This window comes from Methylobacterium sp. Leaf91 (genome assembly GCF_001422815.1).
Lineage (GTDB): Bacteria > Pseudomonadota > Alphaproteobacteria > Rhizobiales > Beijerinckiaceae > Methylobacterium.
Genome location: NZ_LMMP01000001.1, coordinates 208,096 through 228,239, shown reverse-complemented (window position 1 = coordinate 228,239; position 20,144 = coordinate 208,096). Strand labels below are relative to the sequence as shown.

At 67.9% G+C, this 20,144-nt stretch carries 22 protein-coding genes; 16 read left to right on the top strand and 6 right to left on the bottom strand.

The genetic code is table 11. From position 1 onward, the window contains the following. Positions 1-43: 43 nt before the first annotated feature. The 4 genes from ASF32_RS01060 to ASF32_RS01045 form a co-directional block, all read right to left on the bottom strand. Complete coding sequence (locus ASF32_RS01060; protein ID WP_056423250.1) at positions 44-472, bottom strand: hypothetical protein; 429 nt, start codon at positions 470-472, stop codon at positions 44-46. A 145-nt stretch (positions 473-617) separates the two neighbouring features. Beyond that, positions 618-1,004 carry a hypothetical protein gene (locus ASF32_RS01055; RefSeq protein WP_056422356.1) on the bottom strand — a complete coding sequence of 129 codons (387 nt, stop codon included), beginning with the start codon at positions 1,002-1,004 and terminating at the stop codon, positions 618-620. Between the two features lie 65 nt (positions 1,005-1,069). After that, the gene (locus tag ASF32_RS01050; protein ID WP_056422353.1) at positions 1,070-2,941 is read right to left on the bottom strand and encodes a methylmalonyl-CoA mutase family protein; all 1,872 of its coding nucleotides are present in this window, start codon (positions 2,939-2,941) and stop codon (positions 1,070-1,072) included. A gap of 240 nt (positions 2,942-3,181) precedes the next feature. Next, positions 3,182-3,985, bottom strand: coding sequence for an undecaprenyl-diphosphate phosphatase (locus tag ASF32_RS01045; RefSeq protein ID WP_056423249.1), 804 nt, complete (start codon positions 3,983-3,985; stop codon positions 3,182-3,184). A gap of 206 nt (positions 3,986-4,191) precedes the next feature. Between ASF32_RS01045 and ASF32_RS01040 the strand changes: the two genes are divergently transcribed. The 4 genes from ASF32_RS01040 to ASF32_RS01025 all read left to right on the top strand — a co-directional run bounded on the left by ASF32_RS01040 (position 4,192) and on the right by ASF32_RS01025 (position 9,650). Next, entirely contained in the window at positions 4,192-4,884 is a 693-nt protein-coding gene (locus ASF32_RS01040) for a glutathione S-transferase family protein (RefSeq protein ID WP_018041671.1), read from the top strand. An 83-nt stretch (positions 4,885-4,967) separates the two neighbouring features. Beyond that, entirely contained in the window at positions 4,968-6,098 is a 1,131-nt protein-coding gene (queG, locus tag ASF32_RS01035; RefSeq protein ID WP_082490350.1) for a tRNA epoxyqueuosine(34) reductase QueG, read from the top strand. Next, entirely contained in the window at positions 6,095-6,958 is an 864-nt protein-coding gene (locus ASF32_RS01030) for an SDR family oxidoreductase (RefSeq protein WP_056422350.1), read from the top strand. Before queG ends, ASF32_RS01030 begins: the two co-directional genes overlap by 4 nt. Before the next feature lie 886 nt (positions 6,959-7,844). Further along, on the top strand, positions 7,845-9,650 hold the full coding sequence (locus tag ASF32_RS01025; RefSeq protein ID WP_056422347.1) for a GGDEF domain-containing phosphodiesterase: 1,806 nt from the start codon (positions 7,845-7,847) through the stop codon (positions 9,648-9,650). Positions 9,651-9,703: 53 nt separating this feature from the next. Here ASF32_RS01025 and ASF32_RS01020 read toward each other — a convergent pair whose 3' ends face one another. Together ASF32_RS01020 and ASF32_RS01015 are read right to left on the bottom strand one after the other, a co-directional pair. Beyond that, positions 9,704-10,759 (bottom strand): GNAT family N-acetyltransferase, encoded by a 1,056-nt coding sequence (locus tag ASF32_RS01020; RefSeq protein ID WP_056422346.1) that lies wholly within the window; start codon positions 10,757-10,759, stop codon positions 9,704-9,706. 247 nt (positions 10,760-11,006) lie between these two features. Beyond that, positions 11,007-11,393 carry a hypothetical protein gene (locus ASF32_RS01015; protein WP_056422339.1) on the bottom strand — a complete coding sequence of 129 codons (387 nt, stop codon included), beginning with the start codon at positions 11,391-11,393 and terminating at the stop codon, positions 11,007-11,009. A 159-nt stretch (positions 11,394-11,552) separates the two neighbouring features. On the opposite strand from ASF32_RS01015, the gene ASF32_RS01010 reads away from it, so the two are divergent. The 12 genes from ASF32_RS01010 (at position 11,553) to ASF32_RS00960 (ending at position 20,131) form a co-directional block, all read left to right on the top strand. After that, positions 11,553-13,073, top strand: a complete 1,521-nt coding sequence (locus ASF32_RS01010; protein ID WP_056422337.1) for a helicase HerA-like domain-containing protein — start codon at positions 11,553-11,555, stop codon at positions 13,071-13,073. 124 nt (positions 13,074-13,197) lie between these two features. Next, positions 13,198-13,617 carry a hypothetical protein gene (locus ASF32_RS01005; RefSeq protein ID WP_156467627.1) on the top strand — a complete coding sequence of 140 codons (420 nt, stop codon included), beginning with the start codon at positions 13,198-13,200 and terminating at the stop codon, positions 13,615-13,617. 194 nt (positions 13,618-13,811) lie between these two features. Further along, positions 13,812-14,126 (top strand): 50S ribosomal protein L21, encoded by a 315-nt coding sequence (gene rplU, locus ASF32_RS01000; protein ID WP_056422333.1) that lies wholly within the window; start codon positions 13,812-13,814, stop codon positions 14,124-14,126. A gap of 35 nt (positions 14,127-14,161) precedes the next feature. Continuing rightward, positions 14,162-14,428 (top strand): 50S ribosomal protein L27, encoded by a 267-nt coding sequence (rpmA, locus tag ASF32_RS00995; RefSeq protein ID WP_056422330.1) that lies wholly within the window; start codon positions 14,162-14,164, stop codon positions 14,426-14,428. Between the two features lie 152 nt (positions 14,429-14,580). Further along, complete coding sequence (locus ASF32_RS00990; protein ID WP_056422327.1) at positions 14,581-15,066, top strand: hypothetical protein; 486 nt, start codon at positions 14,581-14,583, stop codon at positions 15,064-15,066. Positions 15,067-15,151: 85 nt separating this feature from the next. Beyond that, positions 15,152-16,186 (top strand): GTPase ObgE, encoded by a 1,035-nt coding sequence (gene obgE, locus ASF32_RS00985; protein ID WP_056422324.1) that lies wholly within the window; start codon positions 15,152-15,154, stop codon positions 16,184-16,186. A gap of 43 nt (positions 16,187-16,229) precedes the next feature. Continuing rightward, positions 16,230-16,481: a DUF4926 domain-containing protein gene (locus ASF32_RS00980; protein ID WP_056422320.1), complete on the top strand. Its 252-nt coding sequence runs from the start codon at positions 16,230-16,232 to the stop codon at positions 16,479-16,481. Next, positions 16,478-16,840, top strand: coding sequence for a DUF6883 domain-containing protein (locus tag ASF32_RS00975; protein ID WP_056454680.1), 363 nt, complete (start codon positions 16,478-16,480; stop codon positions 16,838-16,840). Before ASF32_RS00980 ends, ASF32_RS00975 begins: the two co-directional genes overlap by 4 nt. Next, positions 16,837-16,944 (top strand): type II toxin-antitoxin system VapC family toxin, encoded by a 108-nt coding sequence (locus tag ASF32_RS25700; protein WP_162239882.1) that lies wholly within the window; start codon positions 16,837-16,839, stop codon positions 16,942-16,944. The genes ASF32_RS00975 and ASF32_RS25700 overlap by 4 nt, the downstream gene beginning before the upstream one ends. Then, positions 16,941-18,092, top strand: coding sequence for a glutamate 5-kinase (gene proB / locus ASF32_RS00970; protein WP_056422313.1), 1,152 nt, complete (start codon positions 16,941-16,943; stop codon positions 18,090-18,092). The genes ASF32_RS25700 and proB overlap by 4 nt, the downstream gene beginning before the upstream one ends. A 107-nt stretch (positions 18,093-18,199) precedes the next feature. Beyond that, positions 18,200-19,498: a glutamate-5-semialdehyde dehydrogenase gene (locus tag ASF32_RS00965; RefSeq protein WP_056422310.1), complete on the top strand. Its 1,299-nt coding sequence runs from the start codon at positions 18,200-18,202 to the stop codon at positions 19,496-19,498. Between the two features lie 21 nt (positions 19,499-19,519). Next, complete coding sequence (locus tag ASF32_RS00960; protein ID WP_056422307.1) at positions 19,520-20,131, top strand: nicotinate-nucleotide adenylyltransferase; 612 nt, start codon at positions 19,520-19,522, stop codon at positions 20,129-20,131. The last annotated feature ends 13 nt before the right edge of the window (positions 20,132-20,144 follow it).

Sequence of the window (20,144 nt, the reverse complement as noted above, 5' to 3'; positions counted from 1 at the left end):
AGGCCTGAGTGAACCGGACCCGGCGAGGCTCGGTTCGAGACCGCTACTGGGCCTTGTCGCCGGTTTCCGGGGCGGTCCTGTCGGCGGGCGGTTCGGCGGTCGCCACCGCCGTGCGTTCCAGCATCGGCTGAAGGCGCATGGCGAGCTCGCCGCCGAGATGGCGGGTATAGGCGGCCTTGAAATAGCGCTGGCCGGTGCCGTTGCCGAAGAGCCGGTCATGGGTGCGGATCATCGCATCCACCTCGGGGCGGCAGAGGAAGCCGATGATTCCCGCCGCCTCGTACCAGCGCCCCGCCCGGGCGTGGCGCATGGCGGCCGGGTTGGCCATCACCGTCTCGGCGAAGCAATCCGTGGCGGCGCGCTCCAGCGGCGCCATGGCCGCATGGGCGTGTCCGGGTGTGCGGGGCGCCGCGTTCGCGGCACCCGCCGTCGCGACAAGGGTCAAGAGAGCGCCAAGCAGCCGAGCTTTCATCGCGCACATACCTCGAGGTCGATCGAAATCGATTCGCCCCAAGTATTCATCGAAGACTTGGACAGGAACAGGGCACGGTGCGCCCCGAAACCTGCGATGCGAGATTTCGTGAGCCGACTGTGCCCGGCCGATCACAGGGGCCGGATCAGCCCCGCTTCTCGGCGTTCCAGCGGCCGGAGCAGCGGATCGCGCCGTTGCTCGTCCATGTGCCGCTGCCGTAGCCGCCGCGATCCAGCTGGCCGACCACGGTGGCACCGTCGGAACCGCGCATGATCGTCGCCCGCACGGAGCCGTTGCCGGAGACGCGCCCCCGGATGTCGAAATCGCCGCCGGGATAGCTCGCCTCGCCCTTGGCGATCCGGACGCCGTAGCGATAGGCGCGATCGCAGGGGCCGTCCTGGGTGATGACCTCGATGCTCCAGGCGCCGTCGTAGCGGTTGGGCACCGAGACTTTCCGCGTGGCCGCCTCGGTGGTCCCGAGGGACGTCGTGAGGAGGGCGAGGGAGCCGGCGGCAAGGAGGAAGCGTCGCATCGTAGCCTGTTCTGCAAGGACGTGATCGGGGCTGGGAACGTCCCTGATCGCGTATCGGTTGCGGTTCACGCTGTCGTGGCTTCGCCCAAGGCGGCCTGAAGCAGCGTGAGGAGATCACCTCCCGCGTGCAGATAGGCATCGACCCCCGCGGCTTTGAGCCCCTCCGCGAGATCGCCGGGCTTGCCGGCGAGGTACACGGTCGTCGCGCCCGCTTTCTTCAGAGCCTCGGCCGCCGCGACGGCGTGGGTGGCGTAGAGGGCGTCCGACGAGCAGAGGCAGGCGATGCGCGCGCCGGATGCGGCGAAAGCCCTGGCCAGCGCGTCGCTCTCCGAAAAACCCTCTTCGTTCACCGCCTCGATGCCGCCGGCCCCGAAGGCGTTGGCGGCGAAGGTCGAGCGGGCGTTGAAGACGGCGACCGTCCCGAGATTGGCCAGGAACACCCGAGGGCGCCGCCCCGTCTCGGCGAGATAGGTGTCGGAGGCGTCGCGCAGGGCCTCGTAGGGCTCGGCGAGGCGGAAGGAGGGCAGGGCCTCGCAGGTGGTCGTCCCGGCCCCGCCGAGGGCGAAGGCGGGCGCCACGACATCGGAGGGCGGCAGGTCGAGGACCGTCACCGGCTTCTCGGCGAGGAAGGGGAACTCGCTCGCCCCCGTGAGCGGCTCGCGGCGCGTGGCGACGTTCTTCGCGCGGGTGGCGCGGGTCTCGCCGATCCGGGCCTGGATCGCGCCGGCCTGCAGGCTGGCGACGATGCCGCCCTCCCGCTCGATCGCCTGGAAGGCGGCCCAGGCCGTGGTGGTGAGTTCCTCGGTGAGCGCCTCGAACCCGCCGGCCCCTGCCGCCGGATCGGCCACGCGGGCGAGGTTGGATTCCTCGATCAGGACGATCTGGCTGTTGCGGGCGACACGCCGGGCGAAGGCGTCGGCGAGGCCAAGCGAGGCGGTGTAGGGGATGACGGTGACGGAATCGGCGCCGCCGAGCCCGGCCGAACAGGCGGCCATGCCGGTGCGAAGGATGTTCACGAACGGGTCGTTCCGGTTCATCATCCGCCACGCGGTCTCGGCATGCAGGCGCAGCGGCTTCGGGTCGAGCCCGCAGGCGGCCTCCACCCGCGCCCAGAGGCGGCGCATGGCGCGGAACTTGGCGATGGTCAGGAACTCGTCGGCATCGGCCACGAGGAGGATGGCGACGGCATCGCGGGCGCGGGCGAGGTCGTGCCCGCCGGCCTCCAGCATGCGCAGATAGGCGACGGCCGTGGCGAGGGTGGCGGCGAGTTCCGCCGCCTCGCTGGCTCCGGCTTCGTGATAGGGGCGCCCGTCGGCGAGCATCGCGCGGCCGGTGAAGCCGGCTCCGTCGAACTCCGACAGGAGCGCCGAGACCGCCGCGCCGATCTCAGGGAGCGTCGCGTCGAGGCGGCCGGTGGCGGCGAGCGTGCCGATCGGGTCGAGGCCGAGATCGAGGTCGAGGCTGCCGAGATCCTCGTTGCGGTGCGCGGCCAAAGCCTTGACCAGGCGGGCGGCCTCCAGCCCCCGCCCGCCGGCATCGAGCCGCGTCGCGATGAGAGAGAGCATCACGCCCGACAGGGCGGTGTCGAGGGCCGGGACGTCGTCGACGGCGAGGCCGAAGCCGCGCGCCGAGACGGCGCCCGCGAAGACGAGGTTCAGCGCATCGGCACCGCCTTCGAGATCGGCCATGGCGAGATCGTGGGCGGCCTGCGCGTCCGGGTGGTCCACCCGCTGGGCGATGCGCCAGGGGCCGGGCGCGCGCATGGGCTGCGCCACCGGCGCGGCGGGCTCGTAGAGCGGTTCGATCCGGATGCCGTCCGCCGTCTTCGAGACCAGGCGCTTCTCGAAATCGCCGGCCTTGAGCACGCCCTCGACCAGGCCGAGCCACCGCTCACGGGTGGGCGTGGGGAACAGGTCGGCGAGGGGGCGATTGTCCATCGTCAGGGCCTTGGCGCACGCTTCCGCCGGCCGCGCGTGGCCGGACGCTGTCGGCGACAGCCCTCGCACGGCGAGGCTTGCCGGGCAACACGCCCGACTCATCAAAGAAATCAGCGCGGACTCAAAGAAAAACGAAGGTCGGAGCCAAGTCCCCAACCTGCTGCATCCCGAGCCTGCTGCCCGCGCCTGGGCCCCGGGGTCCCGGCACGAGCGCGGGTCCGGAGCCGCGAGGCGGGTTCGTCAGCCGAACAGGATCAACCCCGCGAAGCCGAGCGAGCCGACGATGATGCGCCACCACGCGAACAGCCGGAAGCCGTGGGAGGAGACGTAGTCGAGCACGGTGCGGACCACGACGAAGGCCGAGAGGAAGGCCACGACGAAGCCGATGACGATGAGCCCGGCATCGTCCTGCGAGAGGTTTTTGTAATTGTCGAGGAGGTCCTTGGCGAAGGCGCCGGCCATGGTCGGGATCGCGAGGTAGAACGAGAACTCGGTGGCCGAGCGCTTGTCCGCTCCCATCAGCATCGCGCCGACGATGGTGGCGCCTGAGCGCGACACGCCGGGGATCATCGCGATGCACTGGAACAGGCCGATCTTGAAATCCATCGGCAGGGTGAAGTCGAAGACGTCGCGCTTCTTCACCTCGAGGTCGGTCTCGTCGAGGACGAGAAGGACGAGGCCGCCGGCCACCAGGGTGGCGCAGACGATCCAGGGATTGAACAGGTAGAACTTGATGGCTTTCGAGAACAGGCCGCCGATGATCGCCGCCGGCAGAAAGGCCAGCAGGATGCCGAGGACAAAGCGCCTCGCGTTCGGATCGCTCGGAAACGCCACGGCGATTCCGAGGAGGCGGCGGAAATAGACGGCCAGGATCGCCAGGATCGCGCCGAGCTGGATCAGCACCTCGAACGTGTTGTTGGGCGATTGGAAGCCGATGAAGTGGCCGACCAGGAGCTGGTGGCCGGTGGAGGAGACCGGAATGAACTCGGTGGCGCCTTCGACGACGGCGAGCACGACCGCCTTCACGATGCTCATGGCATCCATCATGTCTCGCCTCGGTTGTTGTGGGGTGGGAGCGCGGGGTCGCCGGACGGTGTCGGCGATCAGAGTTGACGAGCGGTTACCGGAACATGTCCAGCGTGTTAATGAGGCGGCAATGATCGGGCAATAAGTCTCGACTGGCGACCCTCACCCACCGGCGGTCTCGATACGGCGCGTCCCGCGGTTCCATCCCCTTCGAAACGGCCTCTATGGCGACGCTTCACCACTCCCCCTTCTGTCCGCATTCGCGCTTCATCCGTCTCGTGCTCAGCGAGATGGGCATGGAGCCCGCACTCGTGGAAGAGCGGGTCTGGGACCGGCGCGAGGCGTTCCTCCTCATCAATCCGGCCGGGACGACGCCGGTCCTGGTGGAGGAGACCGGGCTCGCGGTGCCGGGGGCCGGCATCATCGCCGAATATCTGGACGAGACCCGCGGCCTCGGCCTGTCCGGGCGCCGGCTGCTGCCGGAGGCCACCGCCGATCGCGTGGAGGTCCGCCGCCTGCTCGACTGGTTCCTGGTGAAGTTCGATGCCGAGGTGACCGGCTATCTCGTCACCGAGAAGATCTCGAAGCGCTTCATGACCAGCGCCAATGGCGGCGGTCCGCCGGACATGCATGCCATTCGTGCGGCGCGCACCAATGTGCGCTACCATATGAAGTATATCGGCTACCTGATGTCCCGCCGGAAATGGATCGCCGGCGACCATCTGACCTATGCGGATCTCGCGGCCGCGGCCCACCTCTCCTGCGTGGATTATCTCGGCGACGTGCCATGGGACGAGGACGAAACGGCGAGGGACTGGTACGCGCGGCTGAAATCGCGCCCCTCCTTCCGGACGCTGCTGGCGGACCGGGTGCCGGGCATGGCCCCGGCGGATCATTACGCGGACCTGGATTTCTGAACGCCCCTTCGGGCCAGTTCCGGGCAGAGGGCAAGCAGGCGGCCGGCCGCCGTGAGCAGCGCAAAATTCTCTCCGGCGTTGCCCTGAGGCAGGCGCTCGAGGCCCGCGCCCGGCATCTCGGCTTCGACGCGGTGCGGGTGACCACCCCCGATGCGGTGCCGGCCCTGCGCGAGCGGCTGCCGGCCTGGCTCGCCGCCGGGCATCACGGCGAGATGGAGTGGATGGTGGAGCGCGCGGACCAGCGCGCCGATCCGGCGGTTCTCTGGCCGGGCGTTCGCAGCATCGTGATGCTCGGCATGAACTACGGCCCCGAGGCCGATCCGCTTTCGCTGCTGGCCCTCAAGGATCGCGGCGCCATCGCGGCCTATGCCCAGCGCCGCGATTATCACGATGTGGTGAAGGGCAAGCTGAAGGAGCTCGGCGGCTACCTCTCCGCCAAGGGCGACGTGCGGGTGAAGGTTTTCGTCGATACCGCGCCGGTGATGGAGAAGCCGCTCGCCGCCGCGTCGGGCCTCGGCTGGCAGGGCAAGCACACGGTCCTGATCTCGCGTGAGCACGGCAACTGGCTCCTGCTCGGGGCGATCTATACCTCCGCCGATCTCGTGCCGGATTCAGCCGAGTCCGACCATTGCGGCTCCTGCCGGCGCTGCCTCGACATCTGCCCGACCGCCGCGTTCCCCGCCCCTTACCAGCTCGATGCGCGGCGCTGCATCTCCTACCTCACCATCGAGCACGAGGGGCCGATCGCGCCCGAATTCCGCGAGGCCATCGGTAACCGGGTCTTCGGTTGCGACGATTGCCTCGCCGTCTGCCCCTGGAACAAGTTCGCCGCCGCCGCCTCGGAGGCGCGCCTCGGCGCGCGGGCCGACCTCGCCGCGCCTCCCCTCGCCGAACTGGCGCGTCTCGACGATGCGGCCTTCCGGGCGCGGTTCGCCGGAACCCCGGTGAAGCGCACGGGGCGCGACCGCTTCCTGCGCAACGTCCTCATCGCGATCGGCAATTCCGGCGATCCGGCGCTCGCTCGGGAGGCCGAACGCTGTCTCTCCGACCCGTCGCCCCTGGTGCGCGGCATGGCGGTCTGGGCGTCGAGCCGCCTCACCGACGCGGCGGCGATGCGCGGCCTTTTCAACAGCCACGCCATCGGCGAAACCGATGCCGAGGTCGGCGCCGAATGGCACGCGGCACTCGATCACGCGGGAAACACGACGGCATGAACCTCTTCGTCTTCGGTCTGGGCTTCACGGCGCGCCGCTTCGTCGAGCGCGCGGCAGGGCGGTTCGGCGAGATCCGCGCCACCGTCACCGACCCTGCCCGGCCGGGCGCCGGCCTCGGCGACGTCGCCCTGCGCGGCTTCGGCCCCGAGACGGACGACGCGCGGATCGCGGGCGACCTCGCCGACACGGACGTGCTGCTGGTCTCGGCACCGCCGTCCCGCGACGGCGACACGGTGCTGGCCCACTACCGGGACGCCATCGCCGGCAGCCGGATCGGCTGGATCGGTTATCTCTCCACCATCGGGATCTACGGCGACCAGCAGGGTGCGTGGATCGACGAGACGACGCCGCCCAACCCCACGAGCGGGCGTTCGCATGGCCGCATCGCCGTGGAGAAGGCCTGGCTCGCCTTCGGGCAGGAGACCGGCAAGGCCGTGCAGGTGTTTCGGCTGTCCGGCATCTACGGGCCGGGCCGCAACCCCATCGTGAAGCTGCGCGAGGGCAAGTCGCAGCGCATCATCAAGCCGGGTCAGGTGTTCAACCGTATCCATGTGGACGACATCGCCACGACCCTGCTCGCTTCCATCGACAGGCCGAGGGCGCAGGCGGTCTACAACGTCACCGACGACGAGCCGACGCCGCCGCAAGTGGTGACCGAATACGCCGCCGGCCTCGCCAACCTGCCGCTGCCGCCCGAGATCGATTTCGAGACGGCGGATCTGAGCCCGATGGCGCGCAGCTTCTACGGCGAGAACAAGCGCGTGCGGAACCGCCTGATCCGCGAGGAGCTCGGCGTCGATCTCGCCTATCCGACTTACCGCGAGGGCCTGGCCGCGCTGGTGGCCGATGCCAGGGCGTGACGTTCGAGAACATATCCCATCGCGAGGACGACGCAGATTTCGGTCATTTCCCTCACAGGAGGGAGCCGAATGGCAGCGAAGCGTCTGTTGTCGCGACTGCGTCTTTGCTCAGGCATGGATGATCTACGGCGGAATGAATGATTTCAGTTTATTTTTAATCGGGCCTCGACCGTAGGAATCTCCCTTGCGCGACCGGTTTTCGGATCGGGCTGTAAAAAAATTCGAGGCGGGCTGCTAGGTTTCTTGCGAAGACTTTCTCTATCTGCTGAGGAAGAATTCATCTCGGCTCGAATTCGCGCTGATCTATGGAATTGCGGTATTCATGTCTTGATTCATCGGAGCCGTGTGCGATCCGGTCATCGATCAATTTTGGCCCCATCCTCTGCATACTAACATCGGTTTATAATAAATGTGTCGTATAGGCAAAGTCACGTCTAGTGCATCTATACCGGTAGATTTTTAGATTGTTGTAGAAACTTGCCTTAAAATATGGTGCGGCAATTTGAATGCAAGTCAAGTGCGCTATTTCACGGTCACATTGACTTCTCATTAAGGCGCTCTTCGCATAACGGTGCTTGAAGCAGGGGGGCACCGGCTGATTCTGGCGGTTTTGCGCAAGTATCGCCATCGAATGGAAAGCGGGTCGTGGCGGCACACGGTTCATGGTCGGAGCAAAATGCGTTCAGCCCGCGCGGGCGCGGGCGATTCTCCCATCCGCCTCAGACTTGCATCCGCCTCAGACTTGCATCCGCCTCGGACTTGCCGGTCGATGAGTGAAGCGATGGCGTCGCCGCTGAAGATCGCCGCGTGGCTTCGAACAGTCGCTTGGCGGATGCGACCGTCATCAACCGATGCCCGCCCCGCCACCGGGAATCTGCCCACGGACATGTCTCGCCGGACTCATTTCCCCGGCCGTGCCTTCTGCGGCGCGGATGCGGGACGGTCCGGCCCTCGCATCGTCCTGAAAGGCTGGTTGAGATCCGTGCGGGCCTTGCGCGCGAGCGAGGGGAGAAGGCGGCTGGGCGAGGAGCGTCTCGCGCTCGCGCTCGATAGCGGCGTGGAGGGGATCTGGGATTCGAACCTCGCCAACGGGACGATCTGGATGTCCGAACGCTGGTTGGCGCGGCTGGGTTACGCCGTCGATGCCATCGAGGCCCGCCAACCGATGGATCACATCGTCCATGCGGGGGATCGTGAGCGCCTGACCCTCGCCATGGCCGAGCATGTCAGAGGCCTCACCTCCACCTGCGAGTGCGAGCATCGCGTGGTCTGCCGCGACGGCACGTCGTTCTGGGTCCTGACCCGCGGTCGCGTCGTGGAGCGTGACCGCACCGGCCGGGCCCTGCGTGCGGTTGGAACCCAGATCGACATCACCCATCGCCACGAAGCCGAGGCGCGGGCCGAGTATCTGGCCCTGCATGACGACCTGACGGGCCTGCCGAACCGCCGCCTGCTTCGCCACCGTCTCGACCGGGCCGTGATGCGCCCCCGCGAGGGCCGCTCCACCGTCGCGGTCCTCACCTGCGATCTCGATGGCTTCAAGGCGGTCAACGACACGCTGGGCCATAGCGGCGGCGACCGTCTCCTCCGCATCGTCGCCGATCGCCTGCTCGAAGCCGTTGGCTCCGGTGGTACCGTGGCCCGGCTCGGGGGCGACGAATTCGCGCTCGTGCTCGAAGGGCTCGGCGGTCCGCACGAGGCCGATGCGATTGCCCAGCACGTGATCGCGGTTCTCGGCGCACCCATTGAGATCGACGGCATGGTGGTCGAGATCGGTGTCGGCATCGGCGCCGCGATGATGCCGAGTGAGGCCATTACCGTCGACGACCTGCTCCGGCGGGCGGATATCGCGCTCTACGAGGCCAAAACGATCGGGCGCGATACCTATCGGCTGTTCGAGCCCGCCTTGGCCGCGCGCCATTCCTCGCGGCACCTTCTCGCCTTCGACATGAAGGAGGCGATCCGGCGGGGCGACTTCTTCCTCGTCTATCAGCCGGTCATCGACCTCGTGACCGACAGGGTCACGAGCTTCGAGGCTTTGATGCGCTGGCATCACCCCGAGCGGGGGCTCATCTCGCCCGGCGAATTCATTCCGGTGGCCGAAGAGACGGGATTGATCATGTCGCTCGGCGCCTGGGCCCTGGCGGAGGCGTGCCGCGAGGCGATGACGTGGCCGGACGAGATCCGCGTCGCCGTCAACGTCTCGACGGTGCAGTTCCAGCACGACCTCGAGCGCTCGGTGTCGAGCGCCCTCGACGGGGCGAGCCTGTCGACGGATCGGCTCAAACTCGAAGTGACCGAGAGCGCGCTGATGCGGGACCCGGAGGGCGTCGTGGCGACGTTGCACCGCCTGCGGGGACTGGGCGTCAAGATCGCCCTGGACGATTTCGGCACCGGATACTCGTCGCTGAGCTATCTCCGTCGGTTTCCCTTCGACAAGATCAAGATCGACCGCGCCTTCATCAAGGATATCGCGGAGCCGGACGCGGCGGCCATCGTGCGCGCGGTGGTCGGCCTCGGCGAGCGGCTCGGCATGGGGATCGTGGCCGAGGGCGTCGAGACGACCGAGCAGCTCGAACTCGTCAGGAGCGAGGGCTGCGACGAGGTGCAGGGTTTCCTGTTCAGCCGGCCGCTCCCCGCCAACGAGGTCGCGGCCTACCTGAAATCCCGCCGCGTGAGCGCGGCGGCCTAACCAGGTTTCGCAGAAGTGTCCCCCGGTTCTGCGATGTAAACCTACCGGGGGGCTCAGGCCGCGCGCTTGTTCGCGGCCGGGCCGAAATGGCCGATATAGCGGGCGGCGATGGCCGAGACCGGCAGGACGACGAACACGTCCGTGGTGCCGAACTGGTGGTCGATCACCGCGCCGTCGCCGAAGGTGGCCCCCACCCGCAGGTAGCCCTTGATCAGTGGCGGCAGGGATTGGAGCGCGGCCTTCGGGTCCACCACCTCGCGCGGCAGTCTGTCCATGGCGACATGGCGACCGGGCAGCGCCCTGGCGCACCAGGGCTCGGGGGCGCGGGCATGGTGGTGGAGGAAGCTGAGCGCCAGGGCGAGCCTGTCCGGGTCGGTCCCCTCCAGGCTGGCGCAGCCCAGCATCGCGTCGATGCGGTGGTGCTGGACATAGGCCCAGATCCCGGCCCAGAGCAGCTCCACCGTGCGCTTGGTCCGGTAGGGTTTGAGCACGCAGGAGCGGCCGAGCTCGAGGAAGCGCTTGCCGGGATGGGCCGCCAGCAGCGGTGCGATGTCGTATTCGCCGGCGGTGTAGAAGCCGAAATTGCGGTCGGCGGCGTCCTGGCGCAGCAGGCGGTAGGTGCCCACCACCTTCGGCCTCGGGCGCCGGAAGGGTTTCGCCTCCGTCGCCGCATGGTCGATCACCAGCAGGTGGTCGCAGACCGTGTCGTAATCGTCGATGTCCCGCCGGGACAGCAGCGACATGCCGGAGGCCACCGCCGACATCTCCTGGTAGAACACCTGGTAGCGCAGGCGCTGGGCGCGGCGGATCTCGGAAACGGTGGTGGCGAGGCGGACTTCGAGATCGCCGATGCGGCCGAGGACCGGGTCGAGCCCCGGTGCGGCGAGGGGCTTCTTCAGGCGCGGCTTGAACCGGATCGGCGTCGCACCGGGGGGAACCAGCGCCCTGGCGCCGAAGCCGGGAAGGCCGGAAAGTCCCGGAATGCCCGCGAAACCCGCATGCCCCGCCTCAAGGCGTTTCTGCTTGAACCGGGCGATGGGAGCATGGACACGCGCCTCCCAGCCATTGAGCCACGCCGTGGAGGCATCGCGTGCGAAGTTCGGGACCATCAGTCCATTCCGCTCTGTCGGACCCGCGAGGCCGGCTCCCGATGGAGCGCCGGAGCCTCATATCCGCGAGGTCACATCACCACGAAGCCCGAACGCTTTTATGACAGGCTTTTGCGTGAATCCAGAGACGGTTAGTGTCGCGCCGAAATGGTTCGCCGGCGACCCTTCCATGGGTAGCCGCCGAACCTTTCCCATTCTCCTCTTCTCCGGCTCAGGCACCGGGGAAGAGAGGCCAGCCGAACCGATCTCAGACGAACTGGTTCAGGCCGGGGATCGAACCGACGATCGGCCCCATCACGTCCTCGCCGGCCTTCTCGCGGCCGAAGGCGAAGAGTTCGCGGCCGAGGGGCTGCATCTGCCCCATGGGTACGCCGGCCGCCATCAGCTTCTGGCCGAGGGCCATCACGCCCCCGCCCATCATGCCGCCGAGCATGCCCATAAGGCCGCCGCCGCCCTCGCCCTCGTTCGCCTGGGCCGCCGCCGCATCCGCACCGGGCATCGCCGCGAAGAGCTGGGCGACCTCGGTGGCCGGGCCTTCCTTCTGCAGGAAGGCGAGGATGTGGCCGATGGCCGTCTGGGCCGTCGCGGCGTCGAGCCCGGTCTTGGTGGTGACGCGGGCGATCAACTCTTCCATGTAACGATGCTCCAACGCATGAGTGTGCGTAGTCCATCTGGCCTGTCCGCGATGAAATCAAGCGCCGGGTGCGGTGCTGCTGGAAAATGCGTCCCCCGGGCGTCATAACCGCGGGGTCGCAGCGCTGGGCGCGACGCGAGGCGATGGGATCAGGCGACCATGCAGAGCGACGGCACCCTCCTCGTTGGCAAAAGCGGCACCAAGCCGGAAGCCCTCACGCTCAGGCTCGCCAACCGCCACGGCCTCGTGGCCGGGGCCACCGGTACCGGCAAGACGGTGACGCTCCAGGTCCTGGCCGAAGGGTTCTCCAATGCCGGCGTCCCGGTCTTCGCCGCCGACATCAAGGGCGACCTCTCGGGGCTGGCGGCGGCGGGCGAATCGAAACCGGTCTTCGTCAAGCGCGCGGAGGAACTCGGGATCGCCTACGAGCCCGACCGTTTCCCCACCGTGTTCTGGGACCTGTTCGGGACGCAAGGGCACCCGATCCGCTGCACGGTGATCGAGATGGGGCCGCTGCTGCTGGCCCGGCTGCTCGAACTCAACGATACGCAGGAAGGCGTGCTCAACATCGCCTTCCGCGTCGCGGACGACAACCAATGGCCGGTCCTCGACCTGAAGGACCTGCGCGCGCTGCTGCTCTACTGCACCGAGAACCTCAAGGAGATCTCGGGCCAATACGGCAACGTCTCGGCCGCCTCCGTCGGGGCGATCCAGCGGCAATTGCTGATGCTGGAGAACCAGGGCGCGGACCAGTTCTTCGGCGAGCCGGCGCTCGACCTCAACGATTTCATGAAGCGGGACCGCGACGGGCGCGGCATCATAAACATCCTGGCCGCCGACAAGCTGATGCAGCGACCGCGCCTCTACGCCTCGTTCCTGCTCTGGATGCTGTCGGAACTGTTCGAGCAGCTGCCGGAGGTGGGCGACCTCGACAAGCCCAAGCTGGTCTTCTTCTTCGATGAGGCGCATCTCCTGTTCGACGATGCGCCCAAGGCCCTTCTCGATGCCGTCGAGCAGGTGGTCCGGCTGATCCGCTCCAAGGGCGTCGGCGTCTATTTCGTGACTCAGAACCCCCTCGACCTGCCGGAATCGGTGCTCGGCCAGCTCGGCAACCGAGTCCAGCACGCTTTGCGCGCTTTCACGCCCCGCGACCAACGGGCGGTGAAGGCCGCCGCCGACACGTTCCGGCAGAATCCCGGTTTCGACGTCGCCTCCGCCATCACCGAACTCGCCGTCGGCGAGGCCCTGGTGAGCTTTCTGGAGGCCAAGGGCACGCCCTCAATGGTGGAGCGCGCCCTCATCGCCCCGCCGCAGGGCCGGGTCGGGCCACTGAGCCCGGCCGAGCGCGCCGAGCTGATCGCGAAAAGCCCGCTGCGCGGCAAATACGACGAGGCGGTGGACAATGAGAGCGCCTACGAGATCCTCGCCGCTCGCAAGCGGCTGGATTCCGCTCCCGCTGAGGCGGCGCAGCAATCGGAAGGCGGCCTGAGCGGCATGCTCGGCGATCTGCTCGGCGGAGTCCTCGGCTCCAAACCCGCCGCGAAGGGAGGCCGCCGCCCGCCGCAGGGGCTCGCCGAACAGGTCATCGGCAACGCCGCCCGCTCGATGGCGCGGACGGTGGGCACCCAGGTGGGCAACGCGATCCTGCGGAACGTGCTGGGCGGGTTGATGAAGCGGTGACTATTCGGAAAGAGCGGCTCGTTATCCGATGGCCTTGTCGTTGAAGGAAGCACTCGCACGACGGGGCATACCAAAGGCCGCATCCAGCGCCCGTTTCGGTACCCCCATTCGTCTGCGGCTGCGCATGAACGCTGAGATCGACCGGCCGGTCGATGTAGCGCGCCTCCTGGTCTCGCAGGGCGTGTCCCTCAAGCGGGCACATGCGTTCCTTCAGCGGATCGCCGCGGGCGATACGGTCGCCGCTCAGGTGTGGAGCGAGGATGCCGGCGCTCTCGTGGCGCGATTCTCCGAACTCGGAATCCAGGCCGTCGAGTTGCGAATTCCGGAGGTCAGTCCCAAGGAGATCCGGACGCGGATGAACCTGTCCCAGGCGGATTTCGCGACGGCATTCGGATTCGAGCTCGATACGGTGCAGAACTGGGACCAGGGCCGCAACCGGCCCGACGCCTCCGCACGCATCCTGCTCGCCATCATCGCGCGCCATCCCTCCATCGTGGAAGCCGTGCTCGCGGAACGGGACGACACCGGAGTCGAGCCGGGGTGAGCGGCGCTCCGGCATCGTTGCATTGACAAATCACCCCGTCCACGCTTATCCACCGACGCTCGCGCGGCTTCCTCGACGAAGTCCGCGCGTTTCGCGTTCGCAGCATCGCTCGATCGGTGTCGCGGATGACCTGAACAAGAAGACGGTCCAGGCTCGCTAAGCTGGAGGCCGGCAGAGAACACGAAGAGAGAACGATGTTCGCAGTCATCAAGACGGGCGGCAAGCAGTATCGCGTTGCCGCCAACGACACCATCACGATCGCCACCGTCGAGGGCGAGCCCGGTTCCGCCGTGACCTTCGGCGAAGTCCTGCTGTTCACGGACGGCGCGGGCGCCACCCAGGTCGGCGCTCCGCTCCTGTCGGGCATCAGCGTCGCCGGCGAGATCGTCAGCCACGGCCGCGACGCCAAGGTCATCGCCTTCAAGAAGCGCCGCCGTCAGAACTCGCGCCGCAAGCGCGGTCATCGCCAGCACCACACCGTGGTGCGCATCACCGGCATCAGCGCCTGACGTTCTGATCGAGACATTTCGGAGTTTAAGCCACCATGGCCCATAAAAAAGCAGGCGGTTCGTCCCGCAACGGCCGCGATTCGGCCGGCCAGCGCCTCGGCGTGAAGAAGTTCGGTGCCGAAGCCGTCATCGCCGGCAACATCATCGTCCGTCAGCGCGGCACCAAGTTCCACCCCGGCGTCAATGTCGGCATCGGCACGGACCACACCCTCTTCGCCAAGGCGGATGGCCGCGTGCTGTTCCTGACGAAGCGCGGCCGCGCCTTCGTCACCGTCGTGCCGCATCAGGAAGCCGCGGAGTAATCCACGGTCTCCCACGGCGGAGCGGCGTGCCTTCCTAGGCAAGCCGCGCGACGATCGTCCGACAGCGAAGGGAGGATGGCGCGCCATCCTCCCTTTCGTCGTCTCGACGATCGGTCCCGCCCGGAAGTCTGGCGCTCGGGAGCGGACCCGCGATGACGAAGGGTGGTCTCGGTTTGGCGGGGCTCGCCGTGGTCGGTTCGGTCGTCCTCGCCCTCTTCGTCCTGGGTGAGGGGCGCGAACCGCCCGCACCCTCTGTCGCGGAGGTGCCCCGACCGGCGCCAGGGCCGTCGCGCAAGAGTCCGACGCTCTATTGCGAATTCTACAATTTCGTCGGGCGAAGCCCCAAGGTCGGCTTCGCCTTCGCGATCTCCGACCAGGACGAGCGGCCGGTCTTCGCCCAGGTGAGCCAGTTCGAGATGGACGTTAGCCGGGCCGATTTCGGTGAGGGCGTGCCGCGCCCGATCTGGGCTTTCGACGATGCGCAGGTGCCGGCGACGCTCACGTCTCCGGATGGCGCCATCGTCATCAATCTCTACGCCTACGACCGGACGAAGTCGGGTGGGGCGTGGTTCGAGGCGGGCCTGCGCAGCGTGCAGTACCTGAACCTCGACGGGAAGTGCCGTCAGGGCGCAGCCTGAACCCGAACCCGCATGTGATTCGCGTAAGGCCCGGCCCCAATTGGGGACGGGCGCGAGCGAACCCAAGACAGAGACGAGAACACCCGTGAAATTCCTCGACGAAGCCAAGGTCTATGTCCGCTCCGGTGACGGCGGCGCCGGCTGCGTCGCGTTCCGGCGCGAGAAGTTCATCGAGTTCGGCGGCCCCAACGGCGGCGATGGCGGACGTGGCGGCGATGTCTGGGTTGAGTGCGTCGACGGCCTCAACACGCTGATCGACTATCGCTACCAGCAGCATTTCAAGGCCAAGAAGGGCGAGCACGGCATGGGCTCGAACCGCCACGGCGCCAATGGGGCGGATGTGGTGCTGAAGGTGCCCGCCGGAACCGAGATCATCGCCGAGGATGGCGAGACCCTGATCGCCGACATGACCCATATCGGGCAGCGCGTGCGCCTGGCCAAGGGCGGCAATGGCGGCTTCGGCAACGCCTATTTCACCACCTCTACGAACCGCGCGCCCAAACACGCCAATCCGGGCCTCGAAGGCCATGAGCAGTGGATCTGGTTGCGCCTGAAACTCATCGCCGATGCCGGCCTCGTCGGCCTGCCCAATGCCGGCAAGTCGACCTTCCTCGCAACCGTGACGGCGGCCAGACCCAAGATCGCCGATTATCCCTTCACCACCCTGCATCCGGGTCTCGGCGTGGTCCGCTCGGACGAGCGTGAATTCGTGCTCGCCGACATTCCCGGCCTGATCGAGGGCGCGCATGACGGCGTCGGCCTCGGCGACAAGTTCCTCGCCCATGTGGAACGCTGCCGTGTGCTGCTCCACCTCGTGGAGGCCACGAGCGAGCATGCCGGCAAGACCTACAAGCTCGTCCGCAAGGAGCTCGAAGCCTATGGCAACGGGCTCGCCGACAAGCACGAGATCGTCGCCCTGTCGAAGTCCGATGCCGTCGATCCCGACACCCTGAAAGAGCAGGTCGCGCGCCTGAAGCGGGCCTCCAAGGCGAAGCCGCTGATCCTGTCCTCGGCCACCGGCCTCGGTGTGCAGGACGCCCTCCGCGCGATCACCCGGGAGATGATGGAAGCCAAGGCCGCCGAGGCCGAGGCACGGCCGGCGGAGGCTTGGCAGCCATAAACGAGCGTTTTGTCTGCCGCGCGACTCGCGATAGAGTGCTTCGATGTCTATCGAAGTCCTTTATCTGCTGAGGAAAGACGATCCGGGAGCCGCGCTCCGGGATTTGGACGACGTGACCCTGCTTGCGGATGTGACGACCGATGACGGTGTGACGATTCCAGTCGGTACGGCAGGGACGATTGTCGGCGTCTGGCGTGACGGCGAAGCGTTTGAAGTCGAGTTCGCGCTCCCCGAGGGAGCAGTGGCGACGGTGCATGCCGGGGCGTTGACCCGCACGCGGCGTAGCGCCTCTTGAGCCGAGATCTACCTTCGATCCGTGGTCTGACGATCAGCGAGGACAAGGTGACTTGCTACTGTCTCAATATCGATCATCCGCGCGGCGGCCCGAAGGCGAGATTTCTGTTCCGCTTCGGTTTCGAGGCTGGCGAGCCGCGTGTCCTGCAGGATTCGCTCGCCGATCACCTTCTGCTCGCTCCGGATGCATGGACGATCTCGACTGCGCAAGGCGACACCAAGATCGTGTGCGAGGGGCCGATCACTTCACCGGATGGGCGCCACCCCATGATCCGAACCGTCTGGATGCTGGAGGATGGATTCGCCGCTTTCGTTACCCTCATTCCTCTCTCGCGCGGAAAGCCGAGTCCGATAACGTGAGGCGACGGGTCGGTATCGCCCCGACCCATGCGCTGCCGCTGCTGTTCAAGGGCGAGGACTTCGTTCACACGGATATCGCGTTCGCCTACACCCCCGTGCCATGACCTCTTCTGCTCAAACCGCCTTGTCCCAGATCCCCGTCCTTCAGGATTTTCGCCGCGTCGTCATCAAGGTCGGCTCGGCGCTTCTCGTCGACCGCGCGCGCGGTCGCCTGCGCCATGCCTGGCTCGCGGCTCTCGCCGAGGACATCGCCGATCTGCATGCGCGGGGCGTGGATGTCCTCGTGGTTTCTTCGGGCGCCATTGCCCTGGGGCGGACGGTGCTTGGCTACGCGCCCGGCACGCTCCGGCTGGAGGAGAGCCAGGCCGCCGCCGCCGTGGGGCAGATCGCCCTGGCGCGCTACTGGGCCGAGGCGCTCGGCCATCACGGCATCGCCGCCGGCCAGATCCTGGTGACGCCGCAGGACACCGAGGAGCGTCGCCGCTACCTCAATGCCCGCGCCACGGTGCTGAAGCTCCTCGAAGTCCGGGCCGTGCCGGTGGTCAACGAGAACGATACGGTCGCCACCAGCGAGATCCGCTACGGCGACAACGACCGTCTCGCCGCCCGCGTCGCCACCATGATCGGGGCCGACGTCCTGGTGCTGTTCTCCGATATCGACGGGCTCTACACGGCCCCCCCCGCCACCGACCCGGAGGCGCGGCACCTGCCCCTCGTCGAGCGCATCACGCCCGAGATCGAGGCCATGGCGGGCGGGCCGGCCTCGGAATTGTCCCGCGGCGGTATGCGCACCAAGGTCGAGGCGGGCAAGATCGCCGCCAGCGGCGGCACCCACATGGTCATCGCCGACGGCCGCGAGAAGAACCCCCTGCGCACCATCCTGCAGGGCGGGCGATGCACCTGGTTCCTGTCCGGCTCGAACCCCGTCGCCGCCCGCAAGGCCTGGATCGCCGGGTCATTGGAGCCGCGCGGCGTCCTCGTGGTCGATGCCGGGGCGGCCCGTGCCTTGCAGGGCGGCGCGAGCCTTCTGCCGGTCGGCGTCACCGGATTGTCGGGCAGCTTCGGGCGCGGGGACGCGGTGATCATCCGGGACGTGCAGGGACGCACCCTGGGGCGTGGCCTCGTGGCCTATGACAGTGCACAGGCTGCGCAGATCATCGGTCGCCCGAGTCGGGAGATCGCGGAATTGCTTACTCATCCCGGTCGTTCTGAAATGGTGCACCGCGATGACCTCGCAATGGTCGGGGAATAGGCTCGAATATTGAGCAATGTGCTTGTTTTGCTGCCTTAACGCGTGGCATGAGGGCACAGTCAACATGCCGCCATCGCCTTGAACGGTGAGCTGCGAGGAAACAGACCGTGCCCGTTCTGAATCTGAGATCCGATTTCGCCGCCGCTCCCGATCTTACCGAGCAGATGCAGGAGATCGGCCACCGGGCCCGTGCGGCCGCCCGCAAGATCGCCCAGGCTTCGGCTCAGGCGAAGGACGTCGCCCTTCGCCAGGTGGCCGATTGCCTGAGGACGAGCCGGGACGCGATTCTCGCCGAGAACGCCCGCGATGTCGCCGCCGCCACGGCGAGCGGCCAGACCCAGGCGTTGATCGACCGCCTCACCCTCGACGAAGGCCGTCTCGCCGCCATGGCCGATGCGGTGGCCAAGATCGGCGCGCTGCCCGATCCCGTCGGTCGCCAGCTCGCGGCGTTCGAGCGCCCGAACGGGCTGCTGATCGAGCGGATCGCCGTGCCGCTCGGCGTCGTCGGCGTCATCTTCGAGAGTCGCCCCAACGTCACCGCCGATGCGGGCGCCCTCTGCCTCAAGGCCGGCAACGCCGCGATCCTTCGCGCCGGGTCGGACAGCCACCGCACCGCCATGGCCATCGCGCGTGCCATGCGCGAGGGGCTGGAAGCCGCCGGCCTGCCCGCGGATGCGGTGCAGATCGTCCCCACCCGCGACCGCGCGGCGGTGGGCGCCATGCTGTCGGGCCTCGACGGCTGCATCGACGTCATCGTGCCCCGGGGCGGGCGCGGCCTCGTGGAGCGGGTCCAGGCCGAGGCCAAGGTGCCGGTCTTCGCCCATCTCGACGGCATCTGCCACGTCTACGTGGCCGCCGGCGCGGATCTCGACATGGCGCGCACGCTGGTGATCAACAGCAAGATGCGCCGCACCGGCATCTGCGGCGCCGCCGAGACCCTGCTCGTCGATGCCGCCGTGGCGGAGACCCACCTCGCCCCCCTCGTCACGGCGCTGATCGAGGCCGGCTGCAGCGTCCGCGGCGATGCGGCGACCCAGGCGGTGGATGCACGGGTCACCGCCGCCACTGAGATCGACTGGCGCACCGAGTATCTCGACGCCATCATCGCCGTGAAGGTGGTGGACGGGCTCGACGCCGCGATCGCCCATATCGAGGCCAACGGCTCGCACCATACCGATGCCATCGTCACGGCCGACGCCGCCGAGGCGGCGCGCTTCCTGGCGGAGGTCGATTCGGCCATCGTCACCCACAACGCCTCGACGCAATTCGCCGATGGCGGCGAGTTCGGGTTCGGCGCCGAGATCGGCATCGCCACCGGGCGCATGCATGCGCGCGGTCCCGTGGGCGTGGAGCAGCTGACGACCTTCAAGTATCGGGTCCACGGCCATGGGCAGACCCGTCCCTGATGCGGATGGCCGGCATTCTCCATGCGGCTTGATGCGGCCGGGCTCGCCCGGCTGCCTCCCGCCGCGCCCGGCCTGCGGATCGGGCTCTATGGCGGGTCGTTCAACCCGGCCCATCTCGGCCACCGGCATGTGAGCCTGGTGGCGCTGAAGCGGCTCGCCCTCGACCGGGTGTGGTGGATGATCACGCCGGGCAACCCGCTGAAGGACCGCTCGGCGCTCGCCCCCCTCGATCGCCGGATCGCCATCGCCGAGGCCGTGGCAAACCATCCGCGCATCGCCATCACCGATTTCGAGACGCGAATCGGGGCCCGTTACACGCGCCAGAGCCTGGATTATCTCCGGGCCAGGCATCCAGGCGTCCGCTTCGTTTGGATCATGGGCGCCGACTCTCTCGCGGCATTTCACCGCTGGCGCGATTTTCGTGCTATCGCCGCCATGATGCCGATCGCGATCATCGATAGGCCCGGTTTCACCCTGACGGCGACGAGTGCCCGAGGGGCGCAGGCCATGGGCCGGTGGCGCATCGACGAATCGGATGCGGGCCTCCTCGCCGATCTCGAACCCCCGGCCTGGGTGTTTCTCCACGGCCCGCGCTCGACCTTGTCGTCCACCGCCCTGAGGGCGGGACGGTGACGAGCGCGTCGCG